17 protein-coding genes are annotated in these 17323 nt (G+C 63.7%); 15 read left to right on the top strand and 2 right to left on the bottom strand.

The genetic code is table 11. The features are described 5' to 3' along the window. The first annotated feature begins 8 nt into the window (after positions 1-8). From ACYQ4W_RS06990 to fliW, 8 genes are all read left to right on the top strand, one after another. On the top strand, positions 9-698 hold the full coding sequence (locus tag ACYQ4W_RS06990) for a flagellar basal body L-ring protein FlgH (protein ID WP_459854573.1): 690 nt from the start codon (positions 9-11) through the stop codon (positions 696-698). A gap of 24 nt (positions 699-722) precedes the next feature. Continuing rightward, positions 723-1868, top strand: coding sequence for a flagellar basal body P-ring protein FlgI (locus ACYQ4W_RS06985; RefSeq protein WP_459854570.1), 1146 nt, complete (start codon positions 723-725; stop codon positions 1866-1868). A gap of 2 nt (positions 1869-1870) precedes the next feature. Then, positions 1871-2860, top strand: a complete 990-nt coding sequence (locus ACYQ4W_RS06980; RefSeq protein ID WP_459854567.1) for a rod-binding protein — start codon at positions 1871-1873, stop codon at positions 2858-2860. Between the two features lie 107 nt (positions 2861-2967). Continuing rightward, positions 2968-3450 (top strand): flagellar export chaperone FlgN, encoded by a 483-nt coding sequence (gene flgN / locus ACYQ4W_RS06975; protein WP_459854564.1) that lies wholly within the window; start codon positions 2968-2970, stop codon positions 3448-3450. Further along, positions 3451-5559 carry a flagellar hook-associated protein FlgK gene (flgK, locus tag ACYQ4W_RS06970; protein ID WP_459854562.1) on the top strand — a complete coding sequence of 703 codons (2109 nt, stop codon included), beginning with the start codon at positions 3451-3453 and terminating at the stop codon, positions 5557-5559. 18 nt (positions 5560-5577) lie between these two features. Continuing rightward, complete coding sequence (gene flgL / locus ACYQ4W_RS06965) at positions 5578-7218, top strand: flagellar hook-associated protein FlgL (RefSeq protein ID WP_459854560.1); 1641 nt, start codon at positions 5578-5580, stop codon at positions 7216-7218. 149 nt (positions 7219-7367) lie between these two features. Further along, a complete protein-coding gene (gene csrA / locus ACYQ4W_RS06960) occupies positions 7368-7610 on the top strand; it encodes a carbon storage regulator CsrA (protein WP_459854557.1) in 243 nt (80 codons plus the stop codon). Continuing rightward, positions 7583-8053, top strand: coding sequence for a flagellar assembly protein FliW (gene fliW, locus ACYQ4W_RS06955; RefSeq protein ID WP_459854555.1), 471 nt, complete (start codon positions 7583-7585; stop codon positions 8051-8053). The genes csrA and fliW overlap by 28 nt, the downstream gene beginning before the upstream one ends. Before the next feature lie 142 nt (positions 8054-8195). Here fliW and flgM read toward each other — a convergent pair whose 3' ends face one another. Together flgM and ACYQ4W_RS06945 are read right to left on the bottom strand one after the other, a co-directional pair. Beyond that, positions 8196-8504 (bottom strand): flagellar biosynthesis anti-sigma factor FlgM, encoded by a 309-nt coding sequence (flgM, locus tag ACYQ4W_RS06950; protein WP_459854552.1) that lies wholly within the window; start codon positions 8502-8504, stop codon positions 8196-8198. 24 nt (positions 8505-8528) lie between these two features. Continuing rightward, entirely contained in the window at positions 8529-8945 is a 417-nt protein-coding gene (locus ACYQ4W_RS06945; protein WP_459858505.1) for a DVU0524 family FlgM-associated protein, read from the bottom strand. 142 nt (positions 8946-9087) lie between these two features. Here ACYQ4W_RS06945 and ACYQ4W_RS06940 point away from each other — a divergent pair, with 142 nt between their 5' ends. The 7 genes from ACYQ4W_RS06940 (at position 9088) to ACYQ4W_RS06910 (ending at position 17294) form a co-directional block, all read left to right on the top strand. Continuing rightward, positions 9088-9942, top strand: a complete 855-nt coding sequence (locus ACYQ4W_RS06940) for an NAD(+)/NADH kinase (protein ID WP_459854549.1) — start codon at positions 9088-9090, stop codon at positions 9940-9942. A gap of 7 nt (positions 9943-9949) precedes the next feature. After that, positions 9950-11689, top strand: coding sequence for an ARMT1-like domain-containing protein (locus tag ACYQ4W_RS06935; RefSeq protein WP_459854546.1), 1740 nt, complete (start codon positions 9950-9952; stop codon positions 11687-11689). 28 nt (positions 11690-11717) lie between these two features. Then, positions 11718-13097 carry an MltA domain-containing protein gene (locus ACYQ4W_RS06930; RefSeq protein WP_459854544.1) on the top strand — a complete coding sequence of 460 codons (1380 nt, stop codon included), beginning with the start codon at positions 11718-11720 and terminating at the stop codon, positions 13095-13097. After that, positions 13094-13750: a DUF4254 domain-containing protein gene (locus ACYQ4W_RS06925; protein ID WP_459854543.1), complete on the top strand. Its 657-nt coding sequence runs from the start codon at positions 13094-13096 to the stop codon at positions 13748-13750. The genes ACYQ4W_RS06930 and ACYQ4W_RS06925 overlap by 4 nt, the downstream gene beginning before the upstream one ends. Positions 13751-13770: 20 nt before the next feature. Then, the gene (gene gatB / locus ACYQ4W_RS06920) at positions 13771-15204 is read left to right on the top strand and encodes an Asp-tRNA(Asn)/Glu-tRNA(Gln) amidotransferase subunit GatB (RefSeq protein WP_459854540.1); all 1434 of its coding nucleotides are present in this window, start codon (positions 13771-13773) and stop codon (positions 15202-15204) included. Positions 15205-15249: 45 nt separating this feature from the next. Beyond that, the gene (mtnA, locus tag ACYQ4W_RS06915; protein ID WP_459854538.1) at positions 15250-16296 is read left to right on the top strand and encodes an S-methyl-5-thioribose-1-phosphate isomerase; all 1047 of its coding nucleotides are present in this window, start codon (positions 15250-15252) and stop codon (positions 16294-16296) included. 212 nt (positions 16297-16508) lie between these two features. Further along, entirely contained in the window at positions 16509-17294 is a 786-nt protein-coding gene (locus ACYQ4W_RS06910; RefSeq protein ID WP_459854536.1) for a sulfide-dependent adenosine diphosphate thiazole synthase, read from the top strand. Positions 17295-17323 lie beyond the last annotated feature (29 nt).

Genomic DNA, 17323 nt, shown 5'->3' with positions numbered 1-17323 from the left:
TATAGACCATGAAGAAGCGTATTCCGGCCATCATCCTTCTTGCCGCCCTTGGCGGCTGTGCGGCGGAGCAAAAGCCCATGCCCGAGCCGGTGCTCACCCAGCTGAACAACATCGAGCCGGAGCCGGTGAACAATCCCGGTTCGCTCTTCGAGGCCGGCCAGTCGGACTTCTTGTTTGACGACAACCGCGCCAACAAGGTCGGCGACATCGTCATGGTCACCGTGACCGAGACCACCACAGGCAAGCACAAGGCCAACACCACGGCCACCAAGACCAGCAGCAACCTTTACTCCGTTACGGCCAAGCCCGGCGGAGCTTACAAGGTCGCCAGCGGCGTGGTTCCCGGCGCCTTGGGCCTTGGGGCGGGGGTGAACACCACCAGCGACAGTTCGCTGACGAGCACGGGCGAGACCAAGGCCGAGTCCACCCTCACCGCCACAGTGGCCACCCGCGTCATCCGCATGCTGCCCGGCAAGGTCATGCAGGTGGAGGGCGCGCGGCAAATCCGCATCAACGCCGAGACGCAGATTCTCGTGGTGCGCGGCTTGGTGCGCCAGCGCGACATCGATTCCAAGAACACCGTGCCGTCCTCCTCCCTGGCGGATGCGCGCATCGAAGTCTACGGCCAGGGCGAGCTTTCGGACAAGCAGCGCAGCGGCTGGCTGTCGAGGATCATCGACAACGTCTGGCCGTTCTAGGTCCTGTGCCCATTGGAGGTCCACATGCAGTACGGAACACTCACACGCAGCCGCAAGAGCGAGAGAATGCGCATCCTGGCTGTCATCCTTTTATGTCTCACGCTCTTCATCCTTGGAGGCGTGGCTCCGGCCAACGCCGTGCGGCTGAAGGACATCGCCAGCTTCTCCGGCGTGCGCAGCAACGAACTGGTGGGCTACGGCCTGGTGGTCGGCCTTTCCGGCACGGGCGACGGCTCCACCTCCGAGTTCACCATCCGCTCCCTGGCCAACATGCTGGAGAAGATGGGCGTCTCTGTCTCCGCAACGGCGCTGAAGCCCAAGAACACCGCCGCGGTCATGGTCACGGCCAAGATGCCGTCCTCGGCCCGGCCCGGCTCCACCATCGACGTGACCGTGTCCTCCATGGGCGACGCCAAGAGCCTTTTGGGCGGCGTGCTGCTGTTGACGCCCCTGCGCGGGCTGGACGGCCGCGTCTACGCCGTGGCCCAGGGCTCCCTGACCCTCGGCGGCTACTCCGCAGAAGGGCAGGCCGCCACGGCCCAGAAGAACATCACCACCGTGGCGCGCATGCCCAACGGCGCCACCATTGAGCGCGAGGTGCCCTTCCAGTTCAACAGACAGGACGGGCTGACCATCAACCTTTCCGGCACGCCGGACTTCGGCACCGCCATGCAGGTGGTGAAGCGCATCAACGGCGCGGTGGGCGGCTCTTACGCCAAGGCCACGGACGCCTCCACCATCCAGATGACCATTCCCCCGAAGTTCCAGAACAACCTTGTGCCGCTCATGGCCTCGCTGGAGAACTTGGATGTTTCGCCCGACTCCCGCGCCCGCGTGGTTGTGGACGAGAAGACCGGCACCGTGGTTCTTGGCGGCAGCGTCCGCCTGACCAAGGTGGCCGTGGCCCACGGCAATTTGCAGATCGTTGTGGCCGAGACGCCGCAGGTGAGCCAGCCCGGGCCGTTCTCGCAGGGGCAAACCGTCACCACGCCCCAGACCAACGTGAAGGTGAAGGAGCAGAACAACCGCCTGCTGCTCATGGAGGGCGCGACCCTGCAGGAGCTTGTGGACGGCCTCAATTCCGTCGGCGCAACCCCGCGCGACCTCATCTCCATCCTGCGCACGCTCAAGGCGGCGGGCTCTCTGCACGCGGACCTGGAGGTTTTGTAGCCATGGCCGATTTCGCCCAAGACGCCTCCCTGGCCGCCAAGAAGGCCCAGGACAGCGAGCTGCTGGCCTTGCGGCAGCAGGTGGACCGTCTGAAGGGCGACCTGACGCCTGGCCAGAACTCGCAGCAGAAGCTGCGCAAGGCCTGCACGGACTTCGAGGCCGTGTTCATCAGCAAGATGTGGGAGCAGATGCGCGCCACCATTCCCAAGAGCGGGCTCATGCACTCGCCCCAGGAGGACATGTACCGCTCCATGTTCGACCGCGACTTTGCGGAGAAGATGGCGGGAGACGGCGGCATAGGCCTGGGCGACATGCTCTACAAGCAGCTCAAGGACAAGCTCAAGAACACCACGAAGATCACCGGCAAGGCCGGGCTCGACACCCTGGCCGCGGCCAAGGCCGAGGCCGAGGCCTCCAAGACGGGCGCCGTGCCCGCGAAGAGCGCCGTCGGCGCCGTGGACCTGACCAAGACCAGCGGCACGCCGTCAACTGTCAGCGGCACCCTGGACCGTCCCTCTCACCCGGCGCCCCTACGGCCCATGGGCAGCGCGGGCGGACAGTCGGGCACGGCGGTTTCCGCCAAGAAGACAATCGGCAAGGCGCCGGAAAGCACCCCGACCATAACCTCGCCGCGGGCCAACGGAAGCCTCTCCCTGGGCTCCTCCGCGGGCGGCGCTCCCAAGCGTCCGGCCTCGGTGCCGGGCGACGTGATGGCGGATGTGGAGACCTTGGCCAAGCGCATTGAGGCCGACTACGACCACCGGCAGCTTGTGAACGGCGTGCAGCCCAGCGCGGCGCAAACGACGGCGCAATCGTCATCCCAGACCATGGCCCAGGCAACGGCCCAAAGCGCGGCCGCGGCGAGCGGCTACGGCGCCTCCGGCTTCGGCGGAGCTGGCGCGGCAACGGGGCAGGAGCAGGGAATCATCTACGGCCAGACCGGGCGGATGACCCGAGCCGGCACTGGCCGCAAACTTGCAACCATCGGGTAGGCCGTGGTCTTCATTCCACGGCTGAACCGTTAGAGAATTTTTATAACATCCTTGAATAAAAACGTAATTCAAGAGCCGAAGCGGCCGCGATCAGGAGGGGGAGCACGATGATCAGGAGCATTCAGGAAAATTTGTCCCGGCAGATTCGTGCGCTGGCGCTCTTGTCCTCCCTTTTGGAAGAAGAATTTGCCGACCTGTGCGAGCGCAGGCCGCACAACGTCAGCACCCTTGAATTTTCCATCCAGGAGCTCATGCGCCAGATAGCGCTGGAGCGGCAGTCCCTGCGCGCCATCATCCACGCGGCCTACCCCGGTAGAAAGCGCGTGCGCGAGGTGGTGCAGGAGCTGACAGGCGATGACGCCGAGATGCTGAGCGTGCTGCTTCAGGATCTGGACCGCGCGGAGCAGATGTGCGCCATCCAGGCGGACAAGAACCGCCAGCTCGCCATGGGCCTGTACGACCAGAGCCTGAAGCTTCTGAAGCATTTGCACCAGGCCATCGAGCCGGGCAAGTCCGACCTGTACTCACGCCGCGGCCGTTTTGCCAAGAGCTTGCAGCCGCAAGCCAGCGTGTTCCACGGGAGGCTGTAAATGTCGGGCCTCAGCGGCATAATGAACACGGGCAAGCTCGCTCTCGGAGCCGCCCAGACCGCAATCTCTGTCACCAGCGAAAACATCGCCAATGTCAGCACCGACGGCTACAGCCGCAAGACGGTCAACTTTGCCGAGTCGTACTACATCGACAGCTCGGGCGGCAGCATCGGCACTGGCGTCTGGGCCGAGGGCATCCAGCGCTCTTACAGCCAGTACATTGAAAACCAGTATTACGACCAGGCCACCATGCGCGACCGCTGGGAGTCCCTGTACACCAATCTCTCCAACACCGAGAGTCTGTTCAACGAGACCTCCGGCTACGGCCTTTCCAATACGCTGGGCAAGTTTTTTTCCGCCTGGACCGATCTGACCGGGAACACCAGCAGCGCCAGCAACCGCAATACCGTGTTGACCAGCAGCCAAACCCTCGTTTCTACCCTGAAGTCCATGTACACGGACCTGACCACCCAGGCGCAGCAGGCCGACGCAGCCATTACGGAGCAGGTGGATTCGGTCAACTCGACCCTGAAGCAGATTTCCGCGCTGAACAAGCAGATAGCCTCCACCTCGGCGGACACCAGCAGCTTGCAGGATTCCCGCTCCGCGCTGGTGCGCACCCTGGCCGGCTACATGGACATCGACTACATTTCCAACAGCGACGGCAGCGTCAGCATCACCACCAAGTCCGGCCAGACCCTTGTGTCCGGTTCGGAGTACTTCAGCATATCCTACGACGGCCCCCAGGCCACCACCGCCCTTACCGCAGGCTCCAGCTTCGACGGGCAGATCTATTTTGGCGGCGACGACACGCAGTCGTACACCCTTGAAGTTGTCTCGGGCGGAAACGTTTCGAGCGGCGCCGGCGCGGCGCAGTTCCGCGTCAGCGTGGACGGCGGCAAGACCTGGCTCAAGGATGCGGACGGCAACGAGCAGCACTATAGCGCCCGCACCAAGGACACCGCCACGGCTGTGGGCGAACTTTCCATCTGGTTCGGCAGCTCTACAGACTCCACCAGCGTGCCCACCACCAACCTCACCGCGGGCGACAAGTTCACCATTACGCCCATGAAGGGGCTTTACTGGAACTCCAACACCTCCACCAAGGAGAACATCACCCCCTTCACCAATGCCTCCGGCGAGCAGGACACCTCGCGCATGACGGGGGGCACGCTTTCCGCCCTGTGCAGTTACAAGAACGACTACCTTGGCAATTACAAGGAAAAGCTCGACGCCATCGCCAACTCCCTGGCGTGGGAGGTCAACCGCGCGCACAGCCAGGGCGCCGGCCTGACGCGCCTCAGCAATGCCTCGGGCACGTATTCCACGAAGCACGACAACATGGCCCTTGGCAGCAACAGCTCCGGGCTTGCATATGCCAGCAAGCTCACCTCGGGCAGCGCCTTCATGTACATTTACAACAACAGCACCGGGTTGCAGGTCACCGGCGGGGCGCTCGACTTCAGCTCCAATGCCTCGAGCATGAATTTCAATCCCGCCACGAACAGCCTTGAAGACGTGTGCAGCGCGGTGAACAAGACCTACGGCACGTATTTGACCGCCACCATCGTGAACCACAAGCTGTCCATCTCCGCCAAGGAGGGCTACTCCTTCAACCTGGGCACGGACACCACCGGACTCTATGCCGCCCTTGGCCTGAACACGTATTTCACAGGTTCCTCGGCCAGCGACCTTGGGCTCAACTCGGCCGTGACGACAAATTCAAACAACATATGCGCCGGGCACGTGGACGGGGCGGGGCAAACCAACAGCGGCGACAGCACCACAGCCAAGGCCATTGCGGATTTGTTGACTACCAAGGTCGACATCACCACGCTGCGCAACGGCACGGTCAGCCAGTCCCTCAGCGGCTATTACAGCGGCCTGGTCAGCGTTGTCGGCGCCGATACCTCGCAGTCCAAGTATAAGTATTCGTATACGAAGACCTTGTCCTCGGCCCTTGACGACCAGCAGCAGGCCATTTCCGGCGTGAACTTGGATGAAGAGATGACGAATCTCATCAAGTACCAGCACGCCTACACGGCCGCGGCAAAGCTCATCACCACGGCCGACGCGATGTTTCAAACCCTGCTTGGCCTCAAGTCCTAAGAGCAGAGGAGGACGGTTATGCTCCGCGTTTCCACAAAGATGATGTACACGCAGTCGGTTGATTACATTAACAACAACCTGACCGCGTTGACCGAACTGAACGAGCAGTCGTCTTCGCAGAAGCGTGTGAACAAGCCGTCGGACGATCCAACCGGTTCCGCCACCATTTTGAATTTGCGCACCACGCTGGACTCTTACACGCAGTATTCGACAAACGTCAGCACGGCCCAGGGGTGGCTTTCCTCCTCGGACAGCACGCTCACCTCTGTCTCCACGCTGCTGACCAAGCTGAAGGGCCTTGCGGAACAGGCGGCCACCGGCACCATGACGGCCGACAACCGCACGCAGGTCGCCTACGAGGCGCGTCAGATCTATCAGCAGCTCGTGGCTCTGGCCAACACGAAGTATCAGGACAAGAGCCTCTACGCCGGTCAGAGCACCGATGCGGACGCCTTCGTCCAGTCTTTGTGGATGACCACGAACAACGCCTCCCTTTCCGCCAGCAACAGCTTCAGCATCAGCGGCAGCAGCTCCACCACGGTGCTGGTGCAGTTTGTGAACAGCAACGCCAGCAGCGGTTCGCTGGTGCACATGAGCGACTGCGACGTGCGCTACAGCACGGACGGCGGCCGCACCTACAAGGACGGCTCCCTCTCCGTCGACGCCGGCGGCAAGATCACGGTCAACATGCCCGACAGCGGCACGTCCATTTCTTTCGCACACGATACGGACATCACCATCGCCGCGGCCAGCAACTCCTCCTACAACTCCGGCACCTGGATGTGGATAAGGCCCACGGCGATCTATAAGGGCGACGACGCGGATGCGACGGCCACGACGGTCAGCAGCACGGGCACGGGTTCGAAGTTCGTTTCGGCCATGGCGCGCGGTTCCTTTTCCGGCAACACCTTGGTGCGCATCGACAACGACGCGACCATGGGCGGCAACATCGAGTACTCGTACAGCATCGACAACGGCCAGAATTGGATCACCGGCAACACCGTCGCCGCGGACGCCACGTCGAACTCCACCACCCTCGACATCGCCACCGGCGGTCTTTTGACCCTGACCTCCAATGGTTCGAACCTGCTCCATGCAGGCCAGCAGTTCGTCATCACCCCGAACACGGCCGATGTGAGCCTGAGGATCAGCGCCAGCGAAACCGTGCAGATCAACGACGTGGGCAAGGATATTTTCGGCGGCATCTACCAGAGCCCCAGCGCCGTGCTGGACGCCAACGGCAACCGGCTCTCCGTCACCAGCAGCAACACCTCGTCCCTATTTGGCGGAAGCTCCAGCCTTTACACCAGCAACGGCGGCACGGCGACCAAGAACATGTTCGAGACGGTCGGCAACCTTGTCGCCTTTTTGGAAACGAACAACCAGACCGGCATATCCCAGTGCCTGGACAGCCTAAAGCTCGCCCAGACGCAGATCACCACTGCGTTGGCAAGCGTTGGCGGCCGCGAAAACCGGCTCTCCACGACCAAGACGATTTTGACCAACCTGACGGACAGCGTCACTTCCCAGCTCAGCTCGGTGGAAGACATCGACCTGACATCGCTGTTGACCAAGCTGACGCAGCAGGAGACCGCTTACGAGGCCGTGCTCAAGTCCTCGTCCACGATCATGAAGATGAGCCTCATGGATTACATCTAGGCGTGCAGTCCTCACGGAAGAAGAGAGGGAATGCGCGGGAATCCAGTCATCGTGCTGGACATTTCCCCCGGCCATAGGCTAGCGTCTTTTCAAGCCGCGCATTTCCGTGCGGCGCGGCCAGAGAACCCACAGGCGATTTTCGAGGAATTATGCTCATCCTCACCAGGCGGCCCGGAGAGAGCCTTTATCTGGGTGACAACATCAAGCTCAAGGTGCTGAGCATCCAGGGCAAGCAGATCAAGCTTGGCCTGGAGCTGCCCGAGGACATGACGGTGTACCGGGAAGAGGTTTATCTCAAGATCAAGGAACAGAACAGCCTGGCCCTTCAGGCCAGCGAGCAGGATCTGCTTGCAGCGGCGTCGTTATGGCAGGAAGAACAAAAAAAATCATAATCCAGACCAAGCTGGGCGAGCGGGAAGTTGCGCGCGATTCCGTGCTGTATTTTCCGCACGGTCTCATCGGCCTGGACGACAAGCGCGAGTTCGTGCTCATTCCCGTGCGCGACAGTTCGCCGTTTCTGCTCTTGCAGTGCGTGACCGACCCCGGTCTCGGGCTGCTTGTGGCCGACCCCTTTCCCTTCTACCCCGACTACAACGTGAAGCTTGAGCAGGCCGAGAAGAAGATTCTGCGCGTGGAGAACCTCCGCCAGATCGCGGTGCTTGTGACGGTGACCATTCCCCGCAACAAGCCCGAGGAAACCACCCTGAACCTCTCCGGTCCCATCATTTTGAACACCAAGGCGCGCATTGGCCTGCAGGCCCCGCAGGTGGACTCGAAGATGCCCACGCATTACCGCCTGGTGTCCGCACCCACCGAGGCCCCAGAGCCGCAGTAGCCGCCGGTTCCAGCAAAAAGAAAGCCCCTGCCGATTTCGCGTCGGCAGGGGCTTTTATTTTATTTGTGGGCTGTGCGCTGCTCCGCGTGGTCGAGAGGTGGCCTGGCCGCCAACGCCGCGCAAGGGGGGCTTGCGGGCGCCGTTACTTGGTCAGGCTCACTTCGTCGCGCAGCAGGTTGGTCGCGGCCTTGCGGATGTCCGGCTTGTAGGTGCCGGCCTGCACCTGCTCCTTGAGGCTGCGGACCTTGTCGGCGCGGGTGTCCGGCGAGGTGCTGGCGGTGCTCACCGTGGTGGCGAGCAGCTTGGCCTGCGCGGAGAGGGCAACAGTATCGCCCGACTGCTTGGCGGCCGTGGCGTCCTGCGTGGCCTGGTCCTGCTGCACGCGCTGTGTTTCCTGCACGCTCTGCGAGGCGTATGCGTTCACATCGCCATACAACTTCTTGATTTCCATTTTTCTCCCCCCTGTTTTGAGGGTCTAAAGCATCGTCTCGTCAACACTGCTCATGGTTATTTCCCAAACTCTGCGCATGATGCGCATCTTTTCATCCTGGGCGACTTCCTGGGGGCCTTGCGCGGTTTCGCGCAGAATCTGCACCTCTCCGCCATCGAGTGGGTAGTCGAAGAGCACCCGTTCGCCCAATTCTTGTTCCAGCGTGGCAAGCACCTTGTTGACCACAGGGTTGTCTTGCCCGTTTACCAGAAGATTTTCAATGACCTCTTGTGATATGCGCTCCACCAGTTCCTTGCGTCTGGCCTCCCGCGAAATGCTCACCATGTCCTGCGCGCCGGAAAGGGACAACGCGCGCTTGAAGCGGGCCAGCCGCTTGGCGCTTGTCAGCTGCTTTCCGTAAGTGCGCAGCATAAGGCGTACATTCACTGGCTGGGCATTCATCACATACACTCCTCGCTGATCCCTTTTCGGTCGGGGCGTTAAATTACTTTAGGGGTATCGGTGAAAATAATCCAACTTTCCGTAGAATTCGTATTGGCCGGGATGTGTTGAATGTTTAGGCGGATTTGTCTAGGGTCCGCGCATGAGTGAAGAAAAACGTTCCTTTTTGGTGATGCTGCGCACCGGCGACGAAATGGCCAGGGGCCTTGGAAGCGACATCGTGGCCTGGCTGGAGGAGCGGGGCATAGGCGCCACCTTGTGCGAGCACAACGTGTGCGGCGGGCTCGACTCCTGTCCGCCCCCGGCCGGCAAGCCCTGGGACATGGTGCTGGTCCTCGGCGGCGACGGCACCTTCATCGGCGTTGCGCGCGCCTGCCTTGGCCTCGGCATTCCGCTTCTCGGCCTCAACCTCGGCCGCGTGGGCTTTTTGGCCGAGGGCGCCGCGGATTGGCGCACGCGCCTGGAAGCCCTGCTGGCGGGAGACTACCGCGTTTCGCGGCGCATGTGCCTGCGCTACGAGGTGCTGCGCGGCGCGCAGAGCCTGTGCTCCGGCGTCGCCGTGAACGACGTCGTGGTCAGCCGGGGCGACATGGCCCGGCTCATCCGCCTGGCCGTGTCCCGCGCGGACGAGCGCGTGGGCGCCATGCGCGCCGACGGCCTCATCATCAGCACGCCCACGGGCTCCACGGCCTATGGCAACTCCGCTGGCGGGCCGCTGGTGCACCCGGACATGCAGGCCTTCTGCCTCACGCCCGTGTGCCCTTTTCTCAATACCTTCAGCCCCATGGTGCTGCCCTGCGACGAGGAACTCTGCGTCGCGGTGGAGGAGCAGCGGGGCGAGGTGCGCCTGACCATCGACGGGCAGCGGTCCTTCACCCTGGCCCAGGGCGATCTGGTCCGCGTGCGGCGCAACGCGGAGGACCTCGTCATGGCCCACACCGGCAACGACTCGTATTTCGCCAAGCTGGCGAGCAAGGGCTTTTTCACGCAGAGGTAGCAGCAACGTGCAAGAATTCCCCTTCGATACCGCCCGCGAGATCCGCTACGGCCAGGACCCGGCCCTGGATGCGCTGCTTCTGCACTTCATGACCGAGAACAGCCTGGAGCACTCCATCGACCCGGAGAACGCCACGCCGGAGCAGATACGCTTCATCGTGGCCCTGGGCGAAGAGTGCTTCTACGCCCCCTGCGGCGACTGGATGCTGCACTTTCTGCTCAAGGCCCACTTGGGCGACGACCTGCGCCGGGAATACGGCGACCAGTGGAGGCTGCTGGTGCGCACCGTGCGCAACGCCGTGCCTTCCGGCCCATTGCGCCGGCGCATCCTGCTCTTGTGCCGCCACAAATTCCGCACCGTGCTCGCCGCGCCCATCCTCATCCCCTCGCGCCTGCTCAAGCGCATGCTGACCATCTTCATCGCCCTCAGCGGCATCACCGACCCCTTCCGCGAGCAGAAGCGGGAGATGAACCGCCGGGCGCTGGCGTTTCTGCGCAGCCCGTTCTTCAACCGTCTGGTGAACGTGTGCCCCGATGACCGGCTGACCTGCGAAAGCATTTCCGAGCTGCGCTTCGAGCTGGACTTGCTGGAGATGGAACGGCAGCTCTTCTTCTCCACCTACAAGCCTTTTTGGCAGCAGGACGCGCCCACCGAGGGCCTGGACGCGGACGTGATGCGCGAGAGCCTGTCCAGCGTGAACTTTTCGCCGCTGCGCGGCATCTTCCGGCCGGAGCGCGGCTCCTTGCGCATCCTCTACTTGCCGCGCGCCAGCGGCGGCATCCTCATGGACCTGCAAGTGGTGCGCTCGCTGTTGCGCCAGGGGCACCGCGTGGTGCTGGCCTTGAAGGACGGCTTCTACTTCGACAGCCCCACCGTGTGGGACCTGGAGAGCGACCCCGTGCTGGCCGAGGAGTTCAAGGACGCCTACGTGCTGCACAACTACCGGGCCACAAAGAACGAGCTGCTGCAAGCCCTGCGCGAGCACGCCCTCGTGGTCATCTCCGACGGCACGCGCGAACGCTTCAATCCCTACCGCCTGAGCGTCACCTTCGCCCGCGCCTGGAAGGAATGCGACCTGGTGCTGGCCAAGGGCGAGGCCTATTACCGCCGCTTCATCGGCACCAGCCACGACTTCACCCGCGATGTGCTGGTGTTCTTCAGCGACGCGGGCGGCAAGTTCCGCATGTACTTCAAGCCCAAGGCCTCCCATGTGGTGAAGTTCACCGAGGAAGCCATCCTGGCCAAGGCCGAGGGCATCATCAACCAGATGCGCCAGGCCCGGGCCGAGGGCAAGACCGTCATGTTCTACAGCGCCGTGGTGGGCAGCATTCCCGGTCAGGTGAAGGTGGCCATACAGGTGCTGAACACCTTTGTGGGGTATTTGCGCTCGCGCCTGGAGGAAACCTTCATCATCAATCCCGGCGAGCACTTTGAGGAGGGCATGGACGCCGACGACTTGATGTTCATGTGGGAGCGCGTGCAAAGAAGCGGCTACCTCAACGTGTGGCGTTTCCAGACCGACGCGGACATCGAGAAGAGCTTCGAGCTCATGGGCAAGAAGGTTCCGCCCATGTGGGCGGGCAAGGACGCCACCTATTCCACGGGCTGCACCAAGGAGATGCACATCGCGCTCTCGGTGCAGAAGCACCAGCCGGAACTGCAGATCATCGGCCCCAGCCCGGAGAAGTTTTTGCGCCGCCGCGAGTATGGCGTGGGCCGCTTCTCTGATGTGGTGGTGGATGGCTGAGCAAAGACGGAGCATGCGAGGGCAGGGCATGGGCACAGGTTTGCGCGCGCCGCTATTCTTCCTGCTGACGCTCGGCCTGTGCGGCTGTGCGGTGCTCGACTACCTTCCCCGCGACACGCGCGGCCGTCCGGAGTCCGAGGTGCGCGGCAAGCGCATGGCCTCGGCGGGCCGGACCCCGGCGCGTGCGCCCAGCTCCGCGCCTGATGCAACCGACAACCCCTATGACGACCGCACCCCCGTCGCCCCGGCGGAGCAGGAGGCGGGCGTTCCAGGCGTGGGCGAGGTGCGCGGGCGGGAATCCGCCTTCAGCGCCCGCAGCGGGTCTGAGGCCCAGGCCTTGGCCCTGCGCCTGAATCCCGCCAGCCAGTCCTTGTCATCCTATGCCGCCCTTGCGGAGCCCCTGCGCGCAAGCCTGACCTATCTTTCACGGCAGAAGGCCTCGGCCCCGGCCCTTGTGCAGCCCGGCGGCAGCCTCACCTGGGGCCAGCTGTTCGAGACGGCCCAGGAGCTGTACACGCTGCTGCCGCGCCTCGACGCCGACCCCGGCCTGCTGGCCGAGCATTTCGTCTGGTACGAGCTGGCGCCCAGCCCGCTCATGACCGGCTATTATTCGCCGGAGGTGGACGCCAGCCTGACGCGCCAGCCGGGCTACGAAACCCCGCTTTACGCAAAGCCGCCGGACCTGCGGCAGGCCAGCGAGGAAGAGCAGAGCCAGGGCAGGCCCAAGGCCTACCGCGCGGCGCAGGGGGCCATCCAGCCCTATTACGACCGCCAGGCCATAGACCAGGGCGCCCTTGCGGGGCAGGGGCTGGAGATCGCCTGGGTCAAAAGCCCCCTGGACGCCTTTTGGCTCCAGACCGAAGGCGCGGGCACCCTGCGCCTGCCGGACGGCAGCCTGCGCACGGCGCAGTTCGCGGCCTCGAACGGCTATGAGTTCCAAGGCCTGGGGCAGCTCTTGATGGCCACGGGCGCCTTGCCCCGCGAGAAGCTCCAGCGCGAGTCCATCCGCGCCTGGTGCGAGTCCAACCCGGAGCGCGCGCGGGAGATAATGGCCCAAAATAGGAGCTTTGTATTTTTTGAACTACGCCAGGGGTTTAGCGCCGGAGCCATGGAAAAACCATTGACTGCGCTGGTTAGTCTGGCTACAGACCCAAGTCTCCTGCCCTTGGGATCCGTGGCCGCGCTGGATGTTCCGTTGCCGGGACAAAACGGCGGCATTCCCGTCAGTCTACGTGGCCTGGTCCTGGCCCAGGATACCGGTTCCGCAATCCGCGGGCACCGGCTCGATCTCTATCTGGGCGGCGGCGACACTGCCGAACGCCTGGAATCCGGCCTGCGCACCAGCGCGGGCCTGCATCTGCTCGTGAGCAAAAACGCGCTGCGGGCCAAGTATACGAGAGGACAATGAGCACTTTCTCCTTTGATGATATTCGTTCCCTGCTGAGCCGGGCTTTTGAGGCCCAGGCGCAGGCCGCCACCGACTGGCACCGCCAGGAGCCGCAGTTTTCCGCAGAATTGCCCGCCGCAGAAGATGCCGAGGGTTTCCTCGAATTGCTGCGGCGCCAGCACTGGTGCAACTTCCGCCTGTGGCACGTGGAGGACCGCGCGCGCCGCAAAGACGCCGGGCCCCAGCTCATTGCGGACTGCAAATACGCCATCGACAAGCTGAACCAGGAGCGCAACGACCTGATCGAGCGTCTGGACCTGTTTCTTGTGCGCGCCTTTGAGCCCATATTGCCCGCCGCGCCCGTGGTGGGCCGCGCGCGCTTCAACACCGAGACCATCGGCGTGGCCCTGGACCGCGGGTCCATCCTGGCCCTCAAGACGTTCCACATGAACGAGCAGGCCGAGCGGGCCGGCGTGGCCCCGGAATTCGTCCTTGAATGCCAGCGCAAGCTCGCCGTGCTCACCGAGCAGCGCGCCGACCTGGCCCAGGCCGTGGACGACCTCGTGTCCGATTACGCCGAGGGCCTCAAACGGCCCAAGGTCTACTATCAGTTCAAGATGTACAACGATCCGCGCTTGAACCCGGAACTCTACACCCGCAAGGCCGGGGCGTAGGCGCGCGGCAAGGGGGGCTCATGGCTGCGAAGTACGAGACCGTCATCGGACTTGAGGTGCACGCCCAGCTCAAGACCAAGTCCAAGATTTTCTGCGGGTGCTCCACCCAATTCGGCGTGGACCCGAACGAGAACGTCTGCCCCGTGTGCTCCGGCATGCCCGGCGTTCTGCCCGTGCTGAACAAGAAGGTGGTGGAATACGCGGCCAAGATGGGCATCGCCATCGACTGCGAGATAAACCGCAAGAGCATCTTCGCCCGCAAGAACTACTTCTACCCCGACCTGCCCAAGGGCTACCAGACCTCGCAGTTCGAACTGCCCATCTGCGAGCACGGGCATGTGGACATCGTCACCGAAAAGGGACCGAAGCGCGTGGGCGTCACGCGCATCCACATGGAGGAGGACGCGGGCAAGAACATCCACTCCGCGGCGGACAACGCCAGCTATGTGGACCTGAACCGCTCCTGCGTGCCGCTCATCGAGATCGTTTCCGAGCCGGACATGCGCAGCGCCGAGGAGGCCGTGGCCTACCTCAAGGCCCTGCGCAGCATCCTGGTGTACCTGGACATCTGCGACGGCAACATGGAGGAGGGCAGTTTTCGCTGCGACGCCAACGTGAGCGTGCGGCCCTTTGGCCAGGAGGCCTTCGGCACCCGGGCGGAGCTCAAGAATCTGAACAGCTTCAAGCATGTGCAGAAAGCCATCGAGTACGAGGTCGAACGCCAGATCGATCTCGTGGAGGATGGCGAGTGCGTTGTGCAGGAGACGCGTTTGTACGACGCGAACAAAGGCACCACGCAGTCCATGCGCGGCAAGGAAGAAGCCCACGACTACCGCTATTTCCCCTGCCCGGACCTTGTGCCCCTTGTGCTCTCGGAGGACTGGCTGGCCCAGTGGAAGTCCGAGCTGCCGGAGCTGCCCAAGGCGCGGGAGGCGCGCTTCATGGAGCAGTACGGCCTTTCGGCCGACGCAGCCGAGGTGCTGACCGCCGAGCGCGACCTGGCCGACTACTACGAGGCCGCGGTCAAGGCCTTCAACGAGCCCAAGAAGATCTCCAACTGGATCATGACCGACATTCTGCGCGAGCTGAACACCCACGGCGGCCGCGCGGCGGACTTGAAGCTGACGCCCGAAAGCCTGGCCGCCCTGGTGCGGCTGGTGGAGGAGGGGCAGATCAGCGCCAAGAGCGGCAAGGACATTTTGCCCGAGCTGCTGGAGACCGGCGGCGACCCCGAAGCGCTGGTCAAGGCCAAGGGCCTGGTGCAGATCTCCGACACCTCGGCCCTGGCGGCGGACATTGACGCCGTGCTGGCCGAGAACCCCAAGGAACTGGCCGACTACCGCGCGGGCAAGACCAAGCTCATGGGCTTCTTTGTGGGGCAGATAATGCGCCGCACAAAGGGCCAGGCCAACCCGGCCGTCGTCAACCAGCTCCTCGCCGAGAAGCTGAAATAATCCACGATCAACCCCCCAAGCGAAACACCACCAGAAGGATCACCGATGACCGATCACATCCAGTATTCCCCGGAGCACGACGCCCTGGTTTTGTTGGATCAGCGCTACCTGCCCACGCGCGAGGAATGGTTCGTCTGCAAGACCGTGAAGGACATCTGCGAGGCCCTTGTGGTCATGGTGGTGCGCGGGGCTCCGGCCATCGGCGTCACCGCCGCGTACGGCTGCTATCTCGCCGCGCGCGAGGTGGCGGACCACGCCCCGGCCGACGGCGACTGGAAGGCCGCGCTTGCCGCCAAGCTGGAGGAGATCGCCACCGCGCGGCCCACGGCCGTGAACCTGCGCTGGGCCGTGCGCCTCATGCAGGCCGAGTGGGCCAAGAACCCGGCCTTCAGCCTTGATGAGCTGTGCGCCTTCTGGCTGGGCAAGGCCAAAATCGTCCACGCCGAGGACATCGCCACCTGCGAGGCCATCGGCAAAGCCGGCGCGGACCTCATCAATGACGGCGACACCGTGATGACCCACTGCAACGCCGGCGCCCTGGCCACCGCCGGGTACGGCACCGCGCTCGCCCCCATCCGCGCGGCCGTGGAGCAGGGCAAGAAGATCAACGTCATCGCCAACGAGACTAGGCCCTTTTTGCAGGGCGCGCGCCTGACCGCCTATGAGCTGCACAAGGACGGCATCCCGGTGAAGGTCGCCTGCGACAACGCCTGCGCGCTGCTCATGCAGCGAGGCATGGTGCAGAAGGTCATCGTCGGCGCGGACCGCATAGCCGCCAACGGCGACGCCGCGAACAAGATCGGCACCTTTGGCGTGGCCCTGCTCGCCAAGGAGTTCGGCATTCCGTTCTACGTTGCCGCCCCGGTGTCCACCATCGACCCGGAGACCGCCGACGGCTCGCTGATCCCCATCGAGGACCGCACCCCGCGCGAGGTGACCCACGTGGGCGCGACCCAGATCACCCCGGACGGCGTCGACGTGTTCAACTTCGCCTTCGACGTGACCCCGGCCCGGCTCATCCACGGCATCATCACCGAGAAGGGCGTGCTCACCGCCCCGTACACGGAGGCCATAGCAAAGCTTTTTAAATAGTTCCGTTTTAGGAACAAGCCGTCCTGCGGGAGCTCGGTAAAACCGGGCTGAGAGGACCCCATGCGCATGCTGAGGGGTCGACCGGGAACCTGATTCGGGTAATGCCGACGAAGGGAGACAAGCAACACTGCGAAGTGCCGTCCCTTCATCGGGACGGCTTTTCGTTTGAGGCGAGTTTGTTGAGAAACCGCTTACTGTTGCAGGAGGACGAGATGATCATTGACGAAAGGATCGTGACCGAGGCCATCGCCAGCACCTATTTCGACAAGTTCAAGAGCTGCCTGGACCTGGATGTCGCCATTGTGGGCGGCGGGCCTTCCGGGCTCACCGCCGCGTGGAAGCTGGCCAAGGCCGGGCGCAAGGTCGCCCTGTTCGAGCGCAAGCTCTCCGTTGGCGGCGGCATGTGGGGCGGCGGCATGACCTGGACGTCCATCGTCGTGCAGGAAGAAGCCAAGGGCATTCTTGAAGACGCGGGCGTGGCCCTGACCGAGTTCAAGCCCGGATACTTCGTGGCCGACTCCGTTGCCGCCACCGCGGCCCTGGCCTACCAGGCCACCAAGGCCGGCGCGCATGTCTTCAACTGCATGAGCGTTGAGGACGTGGTGCTGCGCGAGGTGGACGGCGTGAAGCGCGTCATGGGACTGGTGGTCAACTCCAGCCCGGTGGAGATTGCGCGGCTGCACGTGGACCCGCTTGTGCTTCACTGCAAACATGCCATAGAATGCACGGGCCACGATGTGGAAATGCTCAAGACCCTGGTGCGCAAGAACGACGTGAAGCTCAATACGCCCAGCGGCGGCATCGAAGGCGAGCAGTCCATGTGGGCCGACGTGGCCGAGGCCAACACCGTTCGCCACACGCGTGAGGTGTATCCCGGCGTGTGGGTGGCCGGCATGGCCGCCAACGCGGCCTTCGGCTCGTACCGCATGGGCCCCATCTTCGGGGGCATGCTGCTTTCCGGCGTCAAGGTGGCCGAGGCCATCGACGCCTTGTTGTAACAGCAAGAAACAACCAAGACCCGGCCGGG

The organism is Humidesulfovibrio idahonensis, assembly GCF_054657715.1.
Note: the sequence above shows the minus strand (reverse complement) of the source record. Positions and strands in the feature narration are given on the sequence as shown.

Excerpts from the sequence above, each read along its gene's own strand:
- ACYQ4W_RS06945 (WP_459858505.1), bottom strand. The coding sequence starts at position 8,945 with ATGAATGCCCAGCCAGTGAATGTACGCCTTATGCTGCGCACTTACGGA.
- ACYQ4W_RS06930 (WP_459854544.1), top strand. The coding sequence starts at position 11,718 with ATGGGCACAGGTTTGCGCGCGCCGCTATTCTTCCTGCTGACGCTCGGC.
- fliW (WP_459854555.1), top strand. The coding sequence starts at position 7,583 with ATGGCAGGAAGAACAAAAAAAATCATAATCCAGACCAAGCTGGGCGAG.
- ACYQ4W_RS06985 (WP_459854570.1), top strand. The coding sequence starts at position 723 with ATGCAGTACGGAACACTCACACGCAGCCGCAAGAGCGAGAGAATGCGC.
- csrA (WP_459854557.1), top strand. The coding sequence starts at position 7,368 with ATGCTCATCCTCACCAGGCGGCCCGGAGAGAGCCTTTATCTGGGTGAC.
- gatB (WP_459854540.1), top strand. The coding sequence starts at position 13,771 with ATGGCTGCGAAGTACGAGACCGTCATCGGACTTGAGGTGCACGCCCAG.
- ACYQ4W_RS06910 (WP_459854536.1), top strand. The coding sequence starts at position 16,509 with ATGATCATTGACGAAAGGATCGTGACCGAGGCCATCGCCAGCACCTAT.
- flgL (WP_459854560.1), top strand. The coding sequence starts at position 5,578 with ATGCTCCGCGTTTCCACAAAGATGATGTACACGCAGTCGGTTGATTAC.
- mtnA (WP_459854538.1), top strand. The coding sequence starts at position 15,250 with ATGACCGATCACATCCAGTATTCCCCGGAGCACGACGCCCTGGTTTTG.
- ACYQ4W_RS06980 (WP_459854567.1), top strand. The coding sequence starts at position 1,871 with ATGGCCGATTTCGCCCAAGACGCCTCCCTGGCCGCCAAGAAGGCCCAG.
- flgN (WP_459854564.1), top strand. The coding sequence starts at position 2,968 with ATGATCAGGAGCATTCAGGAAAATTTGTCCCGGCAGATTCGTGCGCTG.
- ACYQ4W_RS06925 (WP_459854543.1), top strand. The coding sequence starts at position 13,094 with ATGAGCACTTTCTCCTTTGATGATATTCGTTCCCTGCTGAGCCGGGCT.
- flgK (WP_459854562.1), top strand. The coding sequence starts at position 3,451 with ATGTCGGGCCTCAGCGGCATAATGAACACGGGCAAGCTCGCTCTCGGA.
- ACYQ4W_RS06940 (WP_459854549.1), top strand. The coding sequence starts at position 9,088 with ATGAGTGAAGAAAAACGTTCCTTTTTGGTGATGCTGCGCACCGGCGAC.
- flgM (WP_459854552.1), bottom strand. The coding sequence starts at position 8,504 with ATGGAAATCAAGAAGTTGTATGGCGATGTGAACGCATACGCCTCGCAG.
- ACYQ4W_RS06990 (WP_459854573.1), top strand. The coding sequence starts at position 9 with ATGAAGAAGCGTATTCCGGCCATCATCCTTCTTGCCGCCCTTGGCGGC.